The 19,638-nt window shown below is 63.9% G+C and carries 14 protein-coding genes; 12 read left to right on the top strand and 2 right to left on the bottom strand.

Going from position 1 to position 19,638, the window contains the following annotated elements:
• Positions 1 to 94 precede the first annotated feature (94 nt).
• On the top strand, positions 95 to 2,962 hold the full coding sequence (gene uvrA / locus AC1VS5_RS04050) for an excinuclease ABC subunit UvrA (RefSeq protein WP_481217766.1): 2,868 nt from the start codon (positions 95 to 97) through the stop codon (positions 2,960 to 2,962).
• An 81-nt stretch (positions 2,963 to 3,043) separates the two neighbouring features.
• The gene (gene ybaK / locus AC1VS5_RS04045; protein WP_481217765.1) at positions 3,044 to 3,532 is read left to right on the top strand and encodes a Cys-tRNA(Pro) deacylase; all 489 of its coding nucleotides are present in this window, start codon (positions 3,044 to 3,046) and stop codon (positions 3,530 to 3,532) included.
• Between the two features lie 54 nt (positions 3,533 to 3,586).
• Here ybaK and murJ read toward each other — a convergent pair whose 3' ends face one another.
• Positions 3,587 to 5,269, bottom strand: coding sequence for a murein biosynthesis integral membrane protein MurJ (gene murJ / locus AC1VS5_RS04040; protein ID WP_481217764.1), 1,683 nt, complete (start codon positions 5,267 to 5,269; stop codon positions 3,587 to 3,589).
• Positions 5,270 to 5,483: 214 nt separating this feature from the next.
• Here murJ and AC1VS5_RS04035 point away from each other — a divergent pair, with 214 nt between their 5' ends.
• Positions 5,484 to 6,737, top strand: a complete 1,254-nt coding sequence (locus AC1VS5_RS04035) for a carboxylate--amine ligase (protein ID WP_144687679.1) — start codon at positions 5,484 to 5,486, stop codon at positions 6,735 to 6,737.
• Between the two features lie 261 nt (positions 6,738 to 6,998).
• Positions 6,999 to 8,231 (top strand): C40 family peptidase, encoded by a 1,233-nt coding sequence (locus AC1VS5_RS04030; RefSeq protein WP_481217763.1) that lies wholly within the window; start codon positions 6,999 to 7,001, stop codon positions 8,229 to 8,231.
• Positions 8,232 to 8,484: 253 nt separating this feature from the next.
• On the opposite strand, the gene AC1VS5_RS04025 is transcribed toward AC1VS5_RS04030, so the two are convergent.
• Positions 8,485 to 9,726, bottom strand: coding sequence for a carboxylate--amine ligase (locus AC1VS5_RS04025; RefSeq protein WP_481217762.1), 1,242 nt, complete (start codon positions 9,724 to 9,726; stop codon positions 8,485 to 8,487).
• A gap of 703 nt (positions 9,727 to 10,429) precedes the next feature.
• On the opposite strand from AC1VS5_RS04025, the gene AC1VS5_RS04020 reads away from it, so the two are divergent.
• The 8 genes from AC1VS5_RS04020 to tpiA all read left to right on the top strand — a co-directional run bounded on the left by AC1VS5_RS04020 (position 10,430) and on the right by tpiA (position 19,638).
• Complete coding sequence (locus tag AC1VS5_RS04020; RefSeq protein WP_481217761.1) at positions 10,430 to 11,437, top strand: lipid II:glycine glycyltransferase FemX; 1,008 nt, start codon at positions 10,430 to 10,432, stop codon at positions 11,435 to 11,437.
• 3 nt (positions 11,438 to 11,440) lie between these two features.
• Positions 11,441 to 13,474 carry an excinuclease ABC subunit UvrC gene (uvrC, locus tag AC1VS5_RS04015; RefSeq protein ID WP_481217760.1) on the top strand — a complete coding sequence of 678 codons (2,034 nt, stop codon included), beginning with the start codon at positions 11,441 to 11,443 and terminating at the stop codon, positions 13,472 to 13,474.
• 42 nt (positions 13,475 to 13,516) lie between these two features.
• On the top strand, positions 13,517 to 14,203 hold the full coding sequence (locus tag AC1VS5_RS04010) for an N-acetylmannosamine-6-phosphate 2-epimerase (protein WP_419044401.1): 687 nt from the start codon (positions 13,517 to 13,519) through the stop codon (positions 14,201 to 14,203).
• Between the two features lie 164 nt (positions 14,204 to 14,367).
• A complete protein-coding gene (gene rapZ, locus AC1VS5_RS04005; protein WP_019128636.1) occupies positions 14,368 to 15,309 on the top strand; it encodes an RNase adapter RapZ in 942 nt (313 codons plus the stop codon).
• A gap of 123 nt (positions 15,310 to 15,432) precedes the next feature.
• On the top strand, positions 15,433 to 16,353 hold the full coding sequence (whiA, locus tag AC1VS5_RS04000) for a DNA-binding protein WhiA (RefSeq protein ID WP_019128635.1): 921 nt from the start codon (positions 15,433 to 15,435) through the stop codon (positions 16,351 to 16,353).
• A 202-nt stretch (positions 16,354 to 16,555) separates the two neighbouring features.
• On the top strand, positions 16,556 to 17,581 hold the full coding sequence (gap, locus tag AC1VS5_RS03995; protein ID WP_204666682.1) for a type I glyceraldehyde-3-phosphate dehydrogenase: 1,026 nt from the start codon (positions 16,556 to 16,558) through the stop codon (positions 17,579 to 17,581).
• 91 nt (positions 17,582 to 17,672) lie between these two features.
• Positions 17,673 to 18,872, top strand: coding sequence for a phosphoglycerate kinase (locus AC1VS5_RS03990; protein WP_019128633.1), 1,200 nt, complete (start codon positions 17,673 to 17,675; stop codon positions 18,870 to 18,872).
• Positions 18,862 to 19,638 (top strand): triose-phosphate isomerase, encoded by a 777-nt coding sequence (gene tpiA / locus AC1VS5_RS03985; RefSeq protein ID WP_022349494.1) that lies wholly within the window; start codon positions 18,862 to 18,864, stop codon positions 19,636 to 19,638. The genes AC1VS5_RS03990 and tpiA overlap by 11 nt, the downstream gene beginning before the upstream one ends.

Raw genomic sequence — 19,638 nt, 5'->3', positions numbered from 1 at the left:
GGCTTGGACAAACCGTGACGCCCGCACAACGCGAACAGGCGTGCGCTGCCGTGCGCTAGAATCGGAGGCTGCAAAACACAGAACGGGGGAGCACATGTCCGATTCATCTATCGTCATCCGCGGCGCCCGCGAACATAATCTCAAGAACGTCGATGTCGAGATTCCGCGCGACAAGCTCGTCGTGATCACGGGGCTTTCGGGTTCGGGCAAATCGAGCCTCGCATTCGACACCATCTATGCCGAGGGCCAACGCCGCTACGTGGAGAGCCTTTCCAGTTACGCGCGCCAGTTCCTGGGGCAGATGGACAAGCCGGACCTCGATTCCATCGATGGCCTGAGCCCGGCCGTGTCCATCGATCAGAAGACCACCTCCAAGAATCCGCGCTCCACGGTGGGAACGGTTACGGAAATCTATGACTACCTGCGCCTGCTCTTCGCGCGCATCGGTACGCCGCACTGCCCCGAATGCGGCCGCGAGATCGAGCGCCAGACCACCGACCAGGTAGCGGACAAGATTCTGGAACAGGGCATGGGGCGGCGCGCCTTCATACTCGCGCCCGTGGTGACCGACCGCAAGGGTGAGTTCGCCAAGCTCCTCGAAGACCTGCGCGGCGAAGGCTTCTCACGCGTGCGCATCGACGGCGAGGTCCGCTCCCTCGACGACCCCATCGAACTCGATAAGAAGTTCCGGCACACCATCGAAGTCGTGGTCGACCGCATCGTGATCCGCGAGGGGAGCACGGGGCGCATTGCCGAGGCTGTCGAGCAGGCTACGGCGCTCGCCCATGGCCGCGTGGGGGTCTACCTGCTGCCCGATCGCGACGCTCCGGAAGGCACGGAGGGCGAGCTCCTTATGTACTCCCTTGCGCTCGCGTGCCCGGAACATGGGCATTCCATCGACGACCTGCAGCCGCGCGATTTCTCGTTCAACGCCCCCTATGGCGCTTGTCCCGAGTGCGACGGTCTCGGTTTCAAAAAGGTCGTGGACGCCGAGGCGCTCATCGAGGATCCGAACCTTTCCATCGAGGAGGGGGTGTTCGGAAGCTTCTTCGGCAAGTCGAACTATTACCCTCAGATCTTCCGCGCGCTCGCCAAGCACCTCAAGGTCGATCCCTCCACGCCTTGGCGCGACCTGCCGAAGCGCGTGCAGAAGGTGTTCCTCGACGGCCTGGGCGACAAGAAGATGCGCGTGGACTATCACACGCAGGACGGACGCGACACGCATTGGTTCACCAAGTATTCCGGTGTGCGCAACATCCTCTACGAGCGCTATGTCGAGACCACGAACGAGAACACCAAGGCGCGGCTCGAGCGCTACATCCGCGAGGAGCCCTGCTCGGCCTGCCACGGTGCGCGCCTGCGCCCGGAGATGCTCGCCGTCACGGTAGGGGGAAAGTCGATCTTTGATGTCTGCTGCCTCTCGTGCCGCGAGTCGCTCGCGTTCTTCGAAGGGCTCGAGCTCACCGAGCGCCAGCAGTTCATCGGCGGGCGCATCGTGAAGGAGATTCTCGAGCGCCTGCGCTTCCTGGTGGACGTGGGCCTCGATTACCTCACGCTTGACCGCGCTTCCGCCACGCTCTCCGGTGGCGAGGCGCAGCGCATCCGCCTTGCCACGCAGATCGGCGCCGGCCTCATGGGCGTCCTGTACATTCTGGATGAGCCCTCGATCGGCTTGCATCAACGAGACAACGAGCGGCTCATCGGAACGCTTGAGCGCCTTCGCGACCTAGGCAACACCGTCATCGTGGTCGAGCACGACGAGGACACCATCCGCGCTGCGGATTTCGTGATCGATATGGGCCCCGGGGCGGGAGAGCACGGTGGAGAGGTCGTGTGCGCGGGTACTCCGGAAGAGATCATGGCTTGCCCCCGCTCGCTCACCGGCGCCTACCTTACGGGCCGGAGCATGATTCGCCTGCCGGAGCAGCGGCGCAAGCCAAAGCGCGGCTGCCTTAAGATCACCGGCGCGAGCGCCAACAACCTCAAGAACGTGACGGCGAAGATCGAGTTCGGCACCTTCACCGTGGTGACGGGCGTTTCGGGCTCGGGCAAGAGCTCGCTTGTTACCGATACGCTGGCACCGGCGCTCACCAACGCCATCCATCATTCCACGCGCCTCGTGGGTCCGTACAAGAAGCTCGAGGGCCTCGACCAGATCGACAAGGTCATCGATATCGACCAATCGCCCATCGGGCGCACGCCGCGCTCCAACCCGGCCACCTATATCGGGCTCTGGGACGACTTGCGGGCGCTCTTCGCGAGCGTTCCGGAGTCTAAGGCGCGCGGCTACAGCCCTGGGCGCTTCAGCTTCAACGTGCCGGGAGGCCGCTGCGAGGCATGCAAGGGCGACGGCCAGATCAAGATCGAGATGCACTTCCTGCCGGACATCTACGTGCCCTGCGAAGTCTGCGGGGGCAAGCGCTATAACCGCGAGACGCTCGAGGTGACCTACCGCGGCAAGTCCATCTCGGACGTGCTCGATATGAGCGTGACCGAGGCGCTCGCGTTTTTTGGCAACATTCCGCAGATCAAGCGAAAGCTGCAGACGCTCTACGACGTGGGCTTGGGCTACGTGCGCTTGGGGCAGCCCGCAACGACGCTCTCCGGCGGCGAGGCACAGCGCGTGAAGCTCGCCAAGGAGCTGCATCGCCGTCAGACGGGCAAGACGTTCTACATCTTGGATGAGCCCACCACGGGCCTGCATTTCGAGGACGTGCGGCAGCTTGTAGACGTGTTGCAGCGGCTCGTGGACGCGGGCAACACGGTGCTCGTGATCGAGCACAACCTCGACGTGATCAAGGTGGCCGACCGCATCATCGACCTCGGCCCCGAGGGCGGTTCGGGCGGCGGCACCATCGTGGTGAGCGGCACGCCCGAGCAGGTGGCCGCCTGCCCCGAGAGCTATACCGGGCGCTTCCTCGCTCCCATCTTGGAGCGCGACCGCGCGCGCCAGATGCAATAGCTGCCATGGGCGCAGGGGAGCTTACGTAGGGGCGCTTACGCAGGGGCGCTTACGCAGGGGCGCTTACGCAGGGGAGGGCCGATGGCCAAGCGCGAGAAGCTTCAGAAGACGAACGCGATGCGCGAGCTGGAACGTGCCGGTATCGCGTTCGACGTGCGCACGTACGAGGTAGATGAGAACGACCTCTCCGGCGTGCACGTAGCCGAGCAGTTGGGCGAGGAGCCGGGCCAGGGCTTCAAGACGCTCGTGTGCGTGACGGCGTCGGGCGGGCACGCGGTCTGCTGCATTCCCGTGGCGGAAGAGCTCGACCTCAAGGCGGCGGCACGCGCGCTCGGCGAGAAGTCGCTCGTCATGATGCACGTGCGCGACCTCGTACCGGTGACCGGCTATATGCGCGGCGGCTGTTCGCCCGTGGGCATGAAGAAGCGGTTTCCCACGGTCATCGACGAGACTTGCGAGCTGTGGGATCAGATCTTCATCTCGGGCGGGCGGCGCGGTATCCAGCTCGTGATCGCTCCCGCCGACCTCGTGAGCTTCGTCGGCGCGACGGTGGCGGCCATCACGCGGTAGGGCGCGGCGAGCGCGCTCGCGGCCGCCGCGCCGTGCTGTTGCACGGAGCTTGCGCTACCTCCGCCCCGTGAGGCGCCTGAGCGCCCGCTTGCCGCTGTCCACGAGCTCGACCGCAGTGGGGTTTCCGAGCACCGTGCCTGCGACAACAACCGCAATCAGTGCGGGGACACCGGCGATCACGCAGTTGACGACCGAGCGCATGGCTCCGATTGCGGGGTTGAACCCGCCAACCAGCCAGAGCAGCGCACCGCCGACGATGGCTCCCGCGATGCCCCCGATCAAGGCCTGCAACTGCCCCTTGACGATGCCGCGCAGGCCGATGCGGCCCAAGCGCTTGCGCATGACGACGAATGTGACGATGACCAGCGTTCCCTGGTAAGCGAGGCTGGAGAGCGCGACGGCGGGCAGCCCGAAGATCGGCGTGAACACCACGCAGATGAGCGCTTGCCCCACGCTGCCCAGCACGGCGGAGACGGCGAAATAGCTCATGCGCCCCATCGAGCTCGATGCTTTCTGCAGGTAGCCGGCGAGCCCCCAGAACGTGAGGGTCGGCGCGCACCACGAAAGGTAGTTTGCGGTCATGAGAATGTCGTCCGTGGTCATCGAGCCCGCAAGCACACATGAGAGCGGGATGGAGAATACGATGAGCAGCAGGGTGCACGGGATGAGGTAGAAGCTGATGGAATTGGTGCCGTCTGCGAGGTCGCGCCGGAACGAGTCGAGGTCGCCGGTGGCGTAGCTTTCCGTGAGCTCGGTGTAGAGCGCGGTGGAAAGCGGCGTCGAAAAGACCGAGTACGGAAGCGCGTACCACACCTGCGCATAGTACATGATGGACGAGGCCGCAGCCGAGATGGACAGCGCGTAGCTCGTCTGAATCGACGATGTGATGAACGTGGTGATGGTGACGGCGAGCATGGGGACGCCGATGGAAAGGGTGTCCTTGAGGCGAGGGTCGTGGAGGTCCACCTTGAAGCGGAAGCGAACGCCGCGGCGGAGCGCCGGCACAATCTGAACGCCTACCTGGAACACCACGCCGAGCACGTTGCCGATTGCGAGAACGATGAGCCCGAGCTCTTGGTTCACCGGCATAAGGACCGTGTAGATGCCGAAGGACGCGGCCACGATGATGTTGTTCAGCGTGGGCGCGAAGTTGCTCCAGAAATACTCTCGGTCAGCGTTGTTGATGCCGGTGAAGATGCCCGAAAGCGGGTAGAGCAGGAACTCGACGGCGAAGATGCGGAAGAACCATACTGCGAGGTCGGCGTCGAAGTCGCTGGTCGCGTTGAACGATTGCAGCCATACGAGCTGCGGGGCGAAGATGATGGAAAGCACGACGATCACGGCGAGCGCGAGCCCGACGATGCTCAGGAGGTTGGAGACGTAGTCGTTGCCGCTCTCTTGCCCGCCGCGCTTGCGCGCCTGGACGTAGACGGGCATGAACCCGGTAACGATGAGGCCACCGGCAACAAGGCCGTACAGCTGTGTGAGCAGGTTGTTCGAAAGCGTGTAGCAGCTCGAGATGATGGTCGCGCCCACGGCGAACGCCTGCGCCCACGTGCGCAGGAAGCCCGTCAGGCGGGAGAGGATCACGAGCACGCTCATCATGCGCGTGCTGCGCCCGATATCCGACCGAGTGGCAGTCGTCGTGGCCGAGTTCGCGGGTTCCGCTTGGGCGCTCTGCATATGCTTGGGCTGGTGGGCGCTCGCGTTCGAGGTGGCGTTGTTTGAATGCTTCATGCCGATCCTTTGCGCAGGTCGCTGGGGGCTCAGCGACGGCGTTTCAAGCTAAGCCGCCATTCTAGCACGCGCGCGGCGCGTCGATGGCATCTCCAGATTTGCACGCGGGCTTCTCCGCGTTCGGCTGGGTATTCTGTGTAGGCGCGGCCAGGTGCGAGAGCAAAGTTATACTTGCAAGCTGTTGCTTGCGTTCAAAACACCTCGGAGGCGGTTTATGCCCAGCTCAACCACGTTTTCGCCCATCGAGCGGCGTGACGACTTCATCCCGGTCATCGTTGGCGGCGATCTTGGTGCCTATGCGGTTGGTCGAGAGTTCTATGAGGCGTTCGGCGTTCGGTCCTACTGCATCGCCCCCGCGCCCATCAGCGCCATCTCGCGCTCCACGATCTTCGACGTTGTTCCGCTGCGCAAGATGGATGCCGAGCACATCCGCGAGACGATCTGCGACCTTGCTCGCACGGCGGGCGGCAAGCGCCTGTTCGTGACGAGCAATATGGATATGCATGTCGAGAACATCGCGCGCATCCGCGACAGCCTGCCGCAGGGCGTCGTCGTGCTCGCTGCTCCGCTCGATGCGATACACGCCGTTGATACCAAGGAGTCGTTCGCGCGCCTCGCGGCAGAGCACGGCGTTCGTCTGCCCAAGACGGTGAACGTCTCGCTCGCCGGCGACGCGCCCATCGAGCCCTGGCCCGACGCCTTCCCGGTCATCGTCAAGGCTTCCTCGTCCGTTGAATATGTGCCGGCGCGGCGCAGGGGGTTCGACAAGGTCTATCTACTCCAATCCCAGCCCGAGGTCGACGACCTGTTCCGGCGTCTGCGCGAGGTGGGCTTCTCGGGCACCATGCTTATGCAGCAGCCGGTCTTTGGCGACGACACCTTCAAGCGCTCGCTCACCGTCTACATCGATCGGCGTGGCGAGCTCGTGCTCGATACGGGCGCGCAGGTGCTGCTCGAGGACCACAAGCCCGACATGATCGGCAACCCCGTGACCATGGTCACGCGCGATCTCTCCGCGTTCTCGCGGGGAGCGGTCGAGCTGCTGCGCTCGGTGGGCTGGCATGGGCCGGCGAACTTCGACCTCAAGGTAGACGAGCGCACGGGCGAGCTTTTCGTCTTCGAGTGCAACCCGCGCTTGGGGAGGAACTCGTATTACGTATCTGCTTCGGCGGTGAACCCCATGTGGCTTGGTGTGAAGGACCTGCTCGACGAGGAGGACCTGCCGCTCTTCACGCACCGCGAGACGGCGCTCTACTCCGTGGTGCCCTTGCGTCTCGCACTGCGCTATCTTTCGGGCGATCTTGCCAGCGAGGCGCGCTCCCTGATTCGCGCCGGTAGGGCAGTGAATCCCACGAAGGCACCCTTCGAACACGACCTGCGCCGCAACCTTACGGAGGCGGCCATCGGCCTCAACTACTATCGCAAGTTCGCGAAGTACTACCCCCGCATCAACGCGACGGGTATCTAGTGGGAGGCCCGTGCTCCAGCGTGACGGGCGTCTAGCGGAAGAGCTCGTGCTTGGGTGGGCGGACGGCGCCGTGCGAATTGGAGAACGGCTCCGTACGAAAGAGATCGCGGCGCCGTGAGCGAATCGGCAGCCGTTCCGCGCGAATCTTGCCGCGCGCATCTTAAGCAGTGTGCCCATCGTTTGAAGCTTGGGCGCGGCGGTGGCGTGTGCGGCGCATGGTTGGTATAGTGAACAGGTCTTGCGATTGAGAGGACTGATGATATGCAGCTCAAACGTGCCAGAATCGCTGTAACGCTGTTCGCCTCCGCGTCGCTCGCACTGAGCGGCGTGCCGGCTACTGCCTTTGCGGACGATCCAGCGGACCTTCAGTCGAAGGTCAACGACGCGTACAGCACGCTTATGACATATTCCAACGAGCTCGAGGCGGCAAATAACGAGCTCTACCAGCTCCAGTCCGACCTTGAGTCGGTGCAGGCCGAGATTCAGCAGACCGAGGCTGATATCGAGGAGAAGCAGCAGGAGCTTGAGCAGGGCCAGGCCGAGCTTTCGCAGCGCCTTGCCGAGACCTACAAGCAGAACAGCTCCAACAGCACGCTTTCCGTGGTGCTCGGCGCTTCCGATTTCGAGGAACTGCTTTCTCGCGTCTACTATGCGAATAGCATGGCCAACCGCGATGCCGAGCTCATCGATCAGGTGAAGCAGACGCAGCAGGAGCTCGAGCAGAAGAAGAGCGACCTTGCGACGCAGGAGCAAGAGCAGCAGCAGCTGGTGAGCGATCAGCAGCAGAAGACCGAGGATATCCAGTCGAAGGTTTCCGAGCAGCAGTCGTATTACAACAGCCTTGATAGCGAGCTCCAGACCGCTCTGGCCGAGGAGGCGGCGCGTGCCGCTGCCGAGCAGGCTGCAGCCGAGGAGGCCGCCAACAACAACCAGGGTGGCGGCAGCGATAACGGCAATTCGAATAACGACAACGGTGGATCTGGCGACAACGGGGGCTCCAACGACAACGGCGGCGGCTCCAACAACGGAGGGTCCAATAACAACGGCGGCTCCAGCAACAACGGTGGATCCAGCGGCGGTGGCGGCTCGAACAACAACACCGATTCCGGTAATGCTCCGTCAAGCGTCGTAGATATCGCGCTGGCGCAGGTTGGCAAGCCGTATGTCTTTGGCACCGAGGGCCCCGACACGTTCGATTGCTCCGGCCTGGTGCAGTATAGCTACAAGCGAGTCGGCATTTCGCTTCCGCATTCCTCCCAGGCTCAGTGCAATCTTGTGAAAAATAAGGGCCATCTGGTCACGAATACTTCCTACCTCTCGCCTGGCGACCTCGTGTTCTGGGGTTACGGCGTCAGCAGCTCAAGCATCTATCACGTCGGCATCTATATCGGTGGCGGCCGCTACGTGCATGCATCGTCGCCCGGCGTTGGTGTCATCACGAGCAGCCTCAGCTCGAATTCCCGCAACTTCGTTGGTGGCGGCTCGCCGGTATAGCAAACAGCCCTCCAGGGCAGAGCGATGCGCTCGATAGCAACGGCCCGCAGCGTGGAAACACGTTGCGGGCCGTTTTTCATCGGGTGAGGCGGTGGGGCCGCATGGAAGATGTATGGACGCGGGGTGCAAGCGGGAGGGCGGCGCTCCGGCAGCGAGCGCGAATCATCCCGCGACACCCCGCTTGCGGGTTCGAGTCGCTCAGCGACACCATGCTCGCAGGGCACAAGCGGGCAAGCTCCACTTCCGCGTACAACTAGAACGAGGTGTTCGTGGGCTCGGGATAGTAGCGCTTGAATTTGCGCACCTGGTTCCACTCGGTGAGGAGCACATCGGCCACGCGCCTGATGCTGCGGTCCTTGTCGTAGCGCTGCGGGTCAAAGACCTTTCCCTCGCGGACAAGCCGCTCCATGCGCGCTCGCAGCTGTTCGTCGCGCACATAATGGCGCAGCAGTCGCAGGGGAACGAGGGTATAGAGAATCTCGTTCTCGGCGCGCATGGGATCAAGTGCTCGTCCGCGCACGAGATCTTCGACGCACGCGCGCATTGGGTTCACGCCTGCAGCGCACACATAGTACGAGTTCCGCCCGATGCGCGGATTGACCTCAAGGAACAGCATGCGGCCGGTCTTGGGGTCGCGCTTGACGTCGAAGTTTGCGTAGCCGCGGTAGCCCACCGCGCAGAGCATTTCCGCACAGCGCTGCCATACCTCGGGCATCGAGGTCGTAATCATTGCCACAGGGTTGCCGAGCATCGAGGGCGCGTGGTCCTCGAGCAGCACGTTCGCCCCGCCAAAGAGGGTGGGCCTACCGTTGCTGTCGATATAGAGGGTCACGCTGTCCATGTAGGTATCATCGCCGCCGATGAGCTCTTGGACGATGAACGTTCCGGCAAAGCCGGCGGCCCGCAGGTCGTGCCAGAGTTCATCGAGCTGCGCCTGGCGTTCGATGAAGTAGACCTTTTTGAATCCACGGCTCATGTATCCAGCATATTCGGGCGAGAATGCGGGCTTTGCAACCACGGGGAAGGGGAGCTCGCACGGCGCGATTGCGTCTGCGCCAGCGAGTCGCACGGTTTCCGATGCGGGCGCGTCCAGCCCGTGCTCGCGGCATAGCTCGGCGAAACGGTCCTTGTGCGAGACCTGGTCGATGACGTCGCGCGAGGGCGTGGGTGTGCGCACGTATGGCAGGGCATCTCGCACGGCGAGCACGGCTGGGATGCATGCCTCGGAGTTCGTGAGGAAGAGGATCGTGCGCGCGGGATCCTCTTCATGAATGCGTTCGACGGTGGCTATGACCTCGTCTGGCTCGAGCGAGCCGAGGGGGATGTGGCGGAAGATGGAAGAGTGCAGGATAGCGCCGATGGGCTGCTTGACCAAGCAGATGGAGGTGCAACCGTAGGCCTCGTGAAACTCACGGCCAAGCGCGTAGGCACCGATATCGCCGCCGAGGATTACGGGAACGAAATCACGAGCTGGGATAGTTGATGGGGAGGGCATAGGACTCCTTGAGGGGACGCTTTGCTCGCGGTGCCCGTGGGCGCCGGAGTGCGCTTCGTAGAATTGAAGACGGAGCACCCATCATAGCATAGGGGCATCGTGGCGGACGGGTGCTGCGGCTGGCTGCCGCTTCCGGTTGCTCCCGCCCCGGCGGATCGCTGCAGGTTGTTCCCACCTCAGCGGATCGCTAAAGGCTGCTGCGACCCTAGTTGCGCTGCGCCCTAGCGATTCGCCGCAGGCTGCTGTCCCCGACTGCGCCGTGTCCCGACAGTGCCTGGTCGCTCGCACCCCGACGGGCCGCGGTGGGACTCAACTTGCATGCCGAATTACGCAATAAGACAACGAAATATGCTCCTTATTGCGTAAATCGGCATGTAAGTTTACTTTGTCGATTATTCGCTCGAGTTTTCCGCGCGACACGGGAGCGCATGCCAAGAGGGGCGCGCAGTGCCATTCGCCGGCCATCACCTCGGCGCCTGCGGATAACAGCAGCGATGCCCGCCGCTAGCCGGGAGCGCCAGCGCCGACGAGCCCCGGTGCCCAAACGCCAGATGCCCTCCACGATTCTGTTATTTTGCTGCCGCGGAACGGCCTGCAGCTGCTCCGGGGCCAAAGGGCGTAGGATGGAGGGCCGTAAGAAATGCCGTACAAGACAACGCCTGCGCGACCCATCTGCGCGGGAGAGCAGGGAGTGAATGGGACGATGGTGGTACGTGAGCTTTCTCGCGAGGCATACGAGCAGGTATTGAGCGCGCGTACGGCGCCCGTGCCCGTCGAGCAGCTGCCCGTATGGCTCGACTACCAAAAGACCATCGAGGGCCGCTCTCCGTGGGGTTACTGCTCGGTCGAGAGCGACGGCCAGGTCATCGCGGCCGTGGCGTTCTCCCAGTTCGAAACCCATGGCTATCGCTTCTTGCGCGCGCCGCACGGCCCCGTGTGGATCGTTGACCGTACGCCCGAGCTCGAGCGCGCGGTCCTCGAGGCGATTTCGGCCTACGTTCGGGGACGCGACCGCAAGCAGGTGTTCATGCGCATGGCGGTCGAGACCCCCTGCGACCTCGCGTGCCCGGTGCTTTCAACCTTGCCCTACGACACCACCGTCGTGATCGACCTCACCGGCGGAGACGACGAGATCCTTGCCCGCATGAAGCCGCGCGGTCGCCGCGACGTGCGCAAAGCGCTGCGCGAGTGCCCCGCTCAGATGGCGGACGAGACCGCCCGCGCCGCCGAAGACTTCAGCGAGTATTACCAGGTCATGTGCGAGACGGGCTCGCGCGACGGTTTTGCGCCCGCGCCCTGCGCTGATTATCAGAACATGGTGCGCATCTTGGGCGCCGAGCATTGCCGCGTGCTCGCGGCGCGCGTGGACGGCAAGGTCGTCGCGTGGAGCTTGCTCACCATCTCGGGTGCGCTTGCCACCCGCTACTATGCGGCAACGGCTATCGGCAGCGGCAGGCTGCGCGTGGCCGATGCCCTGCTGTTCTTCGAGTGCCAGCAGGCTGCTGAGCTTGGGTGCACCGCGTACGACCTCATGGCTATCGGCAGCGATTTCCAGCCCGAGCTCAAGAATCTGAACGAATTCAAGACCAAGTTCGCCAAGGAGGGCGTGCGCGCCGTTGCCCCCGATCGCGATGTGCCGCTCAAGAAGGCGTTCTATACCGCGCTCGTCAAGGCGCGCGGCTTGCGCTCGGCGATCAGGAAGGCCCGGTAGCGCATGGCGGAGGCCGATGCCCTGCACGACCATCTCGCTCGCCTCGCTGCGGAGGTCGATCATGTTCCCACGGATCCGGGGTGCTATCTCTGGAAAGATGCCTCGGGCACGGTCATCTATGTTGGTAAGGCCAAAAACCTGCGTGCGCGCATGCGCCAGTATGTGACCCTGACCGACGACCGCGCCAAGATTCCCCTCATGATGCAGCTCGTGGAGAGCTTCGATTACCTGGTGGTGGATACCGAGCACGAGGCGCTCGTCTTGGAGCGCGAGCTCATCGGCCAATATCGGCCCTACTTCAACGTCGACTTCAAAGACGATAAGAGCTATCCCTTCATCGCCATCACTAAAGGCGACGTGTATCCCGCTATCAAGTACACACGCGAGAAGCACAAGCCCGGCACGCGCTATTTCGGCCCGTATACCGATAGCCGTGCCGCGCGCGAGACCATCGACACGATCCGCAAGGTTATTCCTATCTGCATCGCGACCTGCGCGGAGTGGAAGCGCACGCGACGGCTCATTGAGGCGCATGTAGACGAGAGCGACGTGATCAACCTCGTGTGCGCGCAGCATGGACGTCCGTGCTTCGATTACCACGTTGGGCGCGGCCCCGGCGCCTGCGTGGGCGCCATAACGCCGCAGGATTATGCTGACAATGTGAGGCGCGTCGAGCGGTTCCTCTCGGGCCGCCGGCGTGAGGTGGTCGATGAACTTTCTAGCGAGATGGGGCGTGCCGCCGAGGAGCTCGATTTCGAGCGCGCGGGCCGCATCAAGCGGCGGCTCGAGGTCATCAACGGGCTCGATGATCGCCAACAGGTGGTCTTCCCCTCGCGCGTCGACATCGATGTGGTCGGGTTCTTCCGCGAGGAGACCATCGCGGGGGCCTGCGTCTTCGTGGTGCGCGACGGTCGAACGCAGCGAAGCTGCGAATTCATCCTGGACAAGGGGCTCGATGTATCGGAGGAGGAGCTCGTCGGAGGCTTCATCAAGCGCTATTACGATGAGACCTCGGATATTCCTTCCGAGGTGAACGTGGCATGCGAGCTTGCGGACGCTGAGCTCATCGGGGCATGGCTTACCGAGAGACGAGGCCGCGTGTGCCGCGTGCATCGCCCGCAGCGTGGCGAGAAGCATCGTCTGCTCGAGACCGCCGAGCGAAACGCCCGACACGCGCTCATGCGCTACATGATGCGCACCGGGTATGCTGACGACCGCACCAATCAAGCGCTTCTGCAGCTGGAGAGCGCCCTTGCGCTGCCGGCGCCGCCCCTGCGCATCGAGTGCTTCGATATCTCGACCATCCACGGTGCCTTCACCGTGGCGTCGATGGTGGTCTTCACCAACGGCAAGCCCGATAAGTCGCAATACCGGCGGTTCAAGATTCGCAGCATCACGGGCGAGGCGAACGACTTCCTCTCCATGCAGGAGGTGCTGGGGCGCAGGTACGCCCCCGAACGCATGGCAGACGAGCGCTTCGGCGCGCGCCCCGATCTGCTCGTGGTCGATGGCGGTAAGCCGCAGCTCACCGCGGCGCTCACGCAGCTCGAAGGGTTGGGCCTCGATATTCCCGTCTGCGGTCTTGCCAAGGCCGATGAGGAGGTGTTCGTCCCCTGGGACGAGACGCCCGTGGTTTTGCCCAACGGTTCTGCCTCGCTCTACCTCATCAAACAGGTGCGCGACGAGGCGCACCGCTTCGCGATCACCTTCCATCGAGAGTTGCGCGGCAAGGCCATGACCGTTTCCGTGCTCGACGAGGTCGAGGGCGTGGGGCCCACGCGCAAGCGGGCCATCATGCGGCACTTTGGTTCCATGAAGAAGCTCCGCGCGGCGAGCGCAGACGAGATCGCGGCCGTGAAGGGCGTGCCGCGGCATGTGGCGGAGGACGTGTACCGAACGCTTCGTGCTTGGGATGCCGAGCGAGAGGCCGGGCGCGCGGATGGCTGCGCTGGTGAGCACGCAGACGGCCACACCGGCGAGCGCGCAGACGACCGCGCAGGCGAGCACACGGACGGTCGCGCGGGCTCTGGCTCCTGACATTGGTACGTGCAGGTACAACATCGCATGAAAGGGGACGCCGTGTCTATTCACCCGCTCATCCAGTCACTTAAGGGAACGCTGATCGTGAGCGTTCAGGCATATCCGGGCGAGCCGCTCCGCACGCCGGAAACTATGGCGCTCATGGCGCGCGCGTGCGAGCTTGGTGGGGCTGCGGCCATTCGTTGCCAGGGGCTTGCCGATATCTCGGCGATAAAAGGGCGTGTCGAGGTGCCGGTCATCGGATTGTGGAAGGATGGCCACGACGGCGTCTACATCACGCCGACGCTTCGGCATGCGCGCGCCTGTGTGGCGGCCGGAGCCGACATCGTGGCCATTGATGCCACGGACCGCCCCCGTCCCGATGGAAAGTCGGTGGCCGACACCCTCGCTCCCCTTAAGGAGGAGGGGGTGCTCACCATGGCTGACTGCATGACCATCGACGACATTCGCCGTGCGGTCGACCTTGGGTTCGATATCGTATCGACGACGCTTTCCCATGGGGTCGCAGCGATCGACTGCACGATGGCCGATGGGCCCGACCTCCCGCTTCTTCGGCAGGCTGCCGAGGAGTTCCCCGGGTTCCCCGTGGTCTGCGAGGGCCGCGTGCACACGCCGGCCGAGGCCCGGGCCGCTATGGACGCCGGCGCCTGGGCGGTGGTGGTGGGAACGGCCATCACGCATCCCACGAGCATCACGAACTGGTTTGCCGCCGCGCTGGATGCATAGAGGGCTCGCCGTTGTCGCAAGCGATTGATTAATCGCGTACGGGTCGCTCTGGTGGCTCGCGAGCGGGGTGCCGTTTTGCTCGCGCGCGGCCGGAGCGTCCTGTCGGTAGGGGAGGCGCACGGGTATACTGGGGAGGACGGCTCGACGGCAGGAAGGCGATCCCCATGGCAGAGATGAATCCTCAGGCGATCACGGCGGCGGAGCTCGCCGATCGCGTTCCGGACATCGTGATCATCACAGGTATGAGCGGGTCTGGGCGCACGCAGGCCATGCACGTGTTCGAGGACATGGGCTATTTCTGCATCGATAACCTCCCGCCGAGCCTCGTGCTGCAACTCGCCCAGCTGGTGGGCATCAACACGGGCGTGGGGCGACATCTCGCCGTGACCTGCGACCTGCGTAGCCAGGGGCTCTTCGACGAGCTACTCGATGTGATCGTATCGCTCGAGGCGCACGAGATGACCTGCAAGGTCGTCTATCTCGAGGCGTCGGACGAGGTGCTCATGCGTCGCTATAACGAGAACCGCCGCCGGCATCCGCTTGCAAAGCCGGGCGAATCCACCGCCGATGCCATCCAGCGCGAGCGCGTCCAACTGCGCAAGGTGCGTGATCGGGCCGACATGATCATCGACACGAGCCGTCTGCGCGTATCGGCGCTGCGCACGCGGCTGCGCCTTGCGTTTTCCGAGCTCACCGACCAGCAGCTGATGGATGTGCAGGTTTTCTCGTTCGGCTTCAAGCATGGCATGCCGGTCGAGGCGGATATCATGATCGACGTCCGCTTCCTGCCCAATCCCTTCTACGACCCCGAGATGCGCACCATGACGGGGCTCGATGAGAAGGTGTCGACCTTCGTGCTCGAGCATCCGAAGACGAAGGAGTTCCTCACCGCGTGGTACCAGCTGCTCGATGCCGTGATGCCTGGCTATGTGGCCGAGGGCAAGCCGCAGCTATCGATCGCCATCGGCTGCACGGGCGGCCAGCATCGCAGCGTGGCCATCGCTGAGGCCACGGCGCGCTATCTGGAGCGCCAGCAGTACCATGTGTCGATTTCGCATCGCGACCTAGCGCGTGCCAACAAGACCGCGACGGGCGAGGCTCACTAGGGCCTGGTGGGGATTGGTCGCGTTGGGTCATTTTGGGACGGGGTTGTTTTGACTCACTCGGTGAGTCAAAACAACCCCGTCCCAAAATGACCCAACGCGACCGACCTAGGGAGGAACGGGTGTATGTCATTTACGGCTGAGGTGCGCGATGAGCTTTCGCGTTGCGAGCCCACCTGCGAGTACTGCGACCTTGCGACGCTCGCGGCCCTCGTTCGCGTTTGCGGGACGCTCTCTATCACGGGGCCCGGCCGCTACCGGCTCACGGTTGCCACCGAGACCGGTGCCGTGGCCCGCACCATGCTCGGGCTCACCCATAAGATCTTGAAGCTGCGCACCGAGTTCACCGTCCGCCGCTCGGTGCTCCACAAGGTACGCAACTACCTCATCACCCTGCCCGATCAGCCTGGGCTCGACAAGGCGCTCGTGCTGCTTGGCATTCTCGACCGCCGCGGCGGGCTCGTGCGCGGGATTCCCCGGCATGTGGTGGCGCGGCCCTGCTGCCGTCTTGCCTACATCCGCGGGGCGCTGATCGCGGGGGGCTTCGTGGCGGACCCCCGTGGCGACTTTCATCTTGAGATCGCCGTGCAGGGGGAGGAGTTCGCCGACGCGCTCGCCGAGCTCATCGGGCAGATCGGGGTCAATGCCCGTGTGAACCGGCGCAAGTCGACCTTCGCCGTCTACGTGAAGAGCGCGCGCGACATCCGTGCCCTCCTCGAAGCGGTGGGGGCTCAGCGCAGCGTGGACGTCCTGGAGGACGCCCGCGCCATGAAGTCGGTGAAGAACGAGGTCAATCGCAAGGTGAACGCCGAGCTCGCCAACCAGACACGGAGCGCCGGTGCGGCACAGCACCAGCTCGAGCTCATCGCGGAGGTTGAGCGCCGGGGGCTGCGGGGCACGCTTCCCCGTGCTCTGGAGGACTTCTGCGCCCTCCGAGAGGCGTATCCAGACCTATCGCTTCGCGATCTGGGCGAGGTTTCGGACCCCCCGCTCTCGAAATCTGCCCTCTACCACCGGGTGCTGCGCTTGGAAAAGCTCTTGGAATGATAAAACGAACCGGGTTCGTTTTATCATTCTGCGGAAATCTGCTGGCTGGTTAGGTTTAAAGCGTTTCAATGCAAGGGAATCATCAAAAAGTGCGCAATTACGCGAATAGGGCTTAGAAAAAAAGGTATATTTGGTGAGTGGTTAGTTTGTGGGTCTAAACGGTGGGCAAAGAACCCGCCGGGCCCTACGAAAGGAGACACACATGGCAGTAAAGGTTGCGATTAATGGCTTTGGCCGCATCGGTCGTCTCGCGTTCCGCCAGATGTTCGGTCACGAGGGCTCCGAGATCGTCGCGATCAACGACCTCACCTCCCCGGACATGCTCGCGTACCTGCTGAAGTACGACTCCACGCAGGGCAACTATAGCCGCGATCACGAGGTCACCGCCGGTGAGAACTCCATTACCGTCGACGGCAAGGAGATCACCATCTACAAGGAGGCCGACGCCAACAACCTCCCGTGGGGCGAGCTCGGTGTCGACGTCGTGCTCGAGTGCACCGGCTTCTACACCTCCAAGGAGAAGGCTCAGGCCCACATCAACGCTGGCGCCAAGAAGGTCGTCATCTCCGCTCCCGCGGGCAACGATCTCCCCACGATCGTCTACAACGTGAACCATGAGCAGCTCACGGCCGAGGACAACATCATCTCCGCCGCGTCCTGCACCACCAACTGCCTCGCCCCGATGGCCAAGGGTCTCAACGACTTCGCGCCCATCGTGTCCGGCATCATGACCACCATCCATGCCTGGACCGGCGACCAGATGCCGCTCGACGGCCCGCAGCGCAAGGGCAACAAGCGTCGTAGCCGCGCCTGCGCCGTGAACATCGTCCCGAACTCCACCGGTGCCGCCAAGGCCATCGGCCTCGTGCTCCCCGAGCTCAACGGTAAGCTCATCGGTGCCGCCCAGCGCGTTCCCACCCCCACCGGCTCCCTCACCAACCTCTATGCCGTGGTTGACAAGGAAGTCACCAAGGACGAGGTCAACGCCGCTATGAAGGCTTACGCCGCGACCATCTCCGAGACCTTTGGCTACAACGAGGACGACATCGTCTCCACCGACATCATCGGCGAGACCCATGGCTCGATCTTCGACGCCACCCAGACCATGTGCGCCCCGCTCGGCAACGGTCAGACGCTCGTTCAGGTCACCTCTTGGTACGACAACGAGAACTCCTACACCTCCCAGATGGTCCGCACCATCAAGTACTTCGAGAAGTTCGTCGCCTAATCGCGCGTTTCTCGCATGCTTGGGCGCGGTCGCAGCTCACAGGGCCGCGGCCGCGCCCTTTTTGTATTCACCAGATAGAAAGAGGAGCGAAATGGCTTTCACCAAGAAGACCGTCCGCGACATCGATGTGGACGGCAAGCGCGTGCTCATGCGCGTCGACTTCAACGTGCCGCTGAAGGACGGCGTCGTGACCGACGACACCCGCGTGCGCGCCGCCATTCCCACCATCGAGTACCTGAAGCAGCACAACGCCAAGATCATTCTCATGAGCCATCTCGGCCGCCCCAAGGGCGATGGCCCCGAGCCCGAGCTCTCGCTCAAGCCTGCTGCCGATAAGCTCGCTGAGCTCACCGGCTTCGACGTGAAGTTCGTCGACGACACCTATGGCGAGAAGGCCGCCGAGGCCGTGGCCGCGCTCGAGCCGGGCGACATCCTGGTGCTCGAGAACGTCCGCTTCGACAAGCGCGAGAAGAAGAACGACCCCGAGATCGCCAAGACCCTTGCCTCCTATGGCGACGTCTTCGTGCTCGACGCCTTCGGCACCGCGCACCGCGCCCAGGGCTCCGTGGTTGGCCCTGCCGAGTACCTGCCGGCGGTCGCTGGCTTCCTGCTTGAGAAGGAAGTCGACACGCTCACCAGCATCTTCGCCGAGCCGGAGCGCCCGTTCGTGGCCATCGTGGGCGGCTCCAAGGTGTCCTCCAAGATCGGCGTGCTCGATCACCTCATCGACTCCGCCGATACGCTGATCATCGGCGGCGGCATGGCCTACACCTTCTTCCTGGCCAAGGGCTACAAGACCGTCGGCACCTCCCTCAAGGAAGAGGACTGGATTGAGCGCGCGGCCGAGATGCTCAAGAAGGCCGAGGACAAGGGCGTGAAGATCCTGCTCCCGGTCGACAACGTCGTGGCCGACCACTTCGGCGAGGATGCCGAGGGCGAGGTTGTGGCTTCCGACGCCATCCCCGAGGACCGCATGGGTATGGATATCGGCCCCAAGACCGAGAAGCTCTATGCCGACGCCATCGCCGAGGCCAAGACCGTGTTCTGGAACGGCCCCATGGGCGTCTTTGAGTTCGACAACTTCGCGCACGGCACCCAGGCGGTCGCCGAGGCCGTGGCCGCGAACGAGGGCTGCACCTCGATCATCGGCGGCGGCGACTCCGTCGCAGCCGTGAACAAGTTCAACCTGGCCGACAAGATGTCCTGGATCTCCACGGGTGGCGGCGCCTCCATGGAGCTCGTCGAGGGCAAGGCCCTTCCTGGAGTGGAGGCTCTGAACGATGCCGAGTAAGCGTACCCGCCTCATCGCAGGCAACTGGAAGATGAACAACGACCTCAACGAGGCCAAGGACCTGGCGCAGGCGCTCGTCGCCGCGCTGCCCGAGATTCCCGAGGGCGTCGAGGTGTGCGTCTGCCCGCCGACCGTCGACCTTCGCGTCGTGTCTTGCAAGGGCGGCGTCAAGGAGAGCCCGATCAAGCTCGGTGCTCAGAACGTGTACTGGGAGGCCTCCGGCGCCTACACCGGCGAGACCTCTGTTGCCATGCTCAAGAGCGTGCCCGTCGAGTACTGCATCATCGGCCACTCTGAGCGTCGCGACTACTTCAAGGAGACCGACGAGGACGAGAACAAGAAGGCCAAGGCGCTCATCGCCGGCGGCATCGTCCCGATCTTCTGCTGCGGCGAGAGCCTCGAGACCCGTGAGGCGGGCGAGCACGTTGCGTTCGTGACCGCTCAGATCAAGGCTGGCCTCGAGGGCGTCGAGATTTCCTCCGGCGACCAGCTCGTCATCGCCTACGAGCCCATCTGGGCCATCGGCACCGGCAAGACCGCCACGGCCGATGACGCCCAGGAGGTCTGCGGCGCCATCCGCGCCACCCTGGTCGAGATCTTCGGCCAGGAGATCGCCGACGGCATCCGCGTGCTCTACGGTGGCTCCGCCAAGCCCGAGAACATCGCCGGCTTCCTGGAGAAGGAAGACGTCGACGGCGCGCTCGTGGGCGGCGCCTCGCTCAAGGCCGATAGCTTCGCGGCCATGGTCGAGAAGGCGGGGGAGTAG

The sequence above is a fragment of the Enorma sp. genome (genome assembly GCF_982429025.1).
This window is presented reverse-complemented; position numbering and strand designations above follow the sequence as displayed.

What these genes read in the sequence shown, in the direction of transcription:
- AC1VS5_RS04020 (WP_481217761.1), top strand. Translation starts at nt 10,430, where the DNA reads ATGGTGGTACGTGAGCTTTCTCGCGAGGCATACGAGCAGGTATTGAGC.
- whiA (WP_019128635.1), top strand. Translation starts at nt 15,433, where the DNA reads ATGTCATTTACGGCTGAGGTGCGCGATGAGCTTTCGCGTTGCGAGCCC.
- uvrC (WP_481217760.1), top strand. Translation starts at nt 11,441, where the DNA reads ATGGCGGAGGCCGATGCCCTGCACGACCATCTCGCTCGCCTCGCTGCG.
- uvrA (WP_481217766.1), top strand. Translation starts at nt 95, where the DNA reads ATGTCCGATTCATCTATCGTCATCCGCGGCGCCCGCGAACATAATCTC.
- AC1VS5_RS03990 (WP_019128633.1), top strand. Translation starts at nt 17,673, where the DNA reads ATGGCTTTCACCAAGAAGACCGTCCGCGACATCGATGTGGACGGCAAG.
- rapZ (WP_019128636.1), top strand. Translation starts at nt 14,368, where the DNA reads ATGGCAGAGATGAATCCTCAGGCGATCACGGCGGCGGAGCTCGCCGAT.
- tpiA (WP_022349494.1), top strand. Translation starts at nt 18,862, where the DNA reads ATGCCGAGTAAGCGTACCCGCCTCATCGCAGGCAACTGGAAGATGAAC.
- AC1VS5_RS04030 (WP_481217763.1), top strand. Translation starts at nt 6,999, where the DNA reads ATGCAGCTCAAACGTGCCAGAATCGCTGTAACGCTGTTCGCCTCCGCG.
- AC1VS5_RS04025 (WP_481217762.1), bottom strand. Translation starts at nt 9,726, where the DNA reads ATGCCCTCCCCATCAACTATCCCAGCTCGTGATTTCGTTCCCGTAATC.
- AC1VS5_RS04035 (WP_144687679.1), top strand. Translation starts at nt 5,484, where the DNA reads ATGCCCAGCTCAACCACGTTTTCGCCCATCGAGCGGCGTGACGACTTC.
- murJ (WP_481217764.1), bottom strand. Translation starts at nt 5,269, where the DNA reads ATGAAGCATTCAAACAACGCCACCTCGAACGCGAGCGCCCACCAGCCC.
- gap (WP_204666682.1), top strand. Translation starts at nt 16,556, where the DNA reads ATGGCAGTAAAGGTTGCGATTAATGGCTTTGGCCGCATCGGTCGTCTC.
- ybaK (WP_481217765.1), top strand. Translation starts at nt 3,044, where the DNA reads ATGGCCAAGCGCGAGAAGCTTCAGAAGACGAACGCGATGCGCGAGCTG.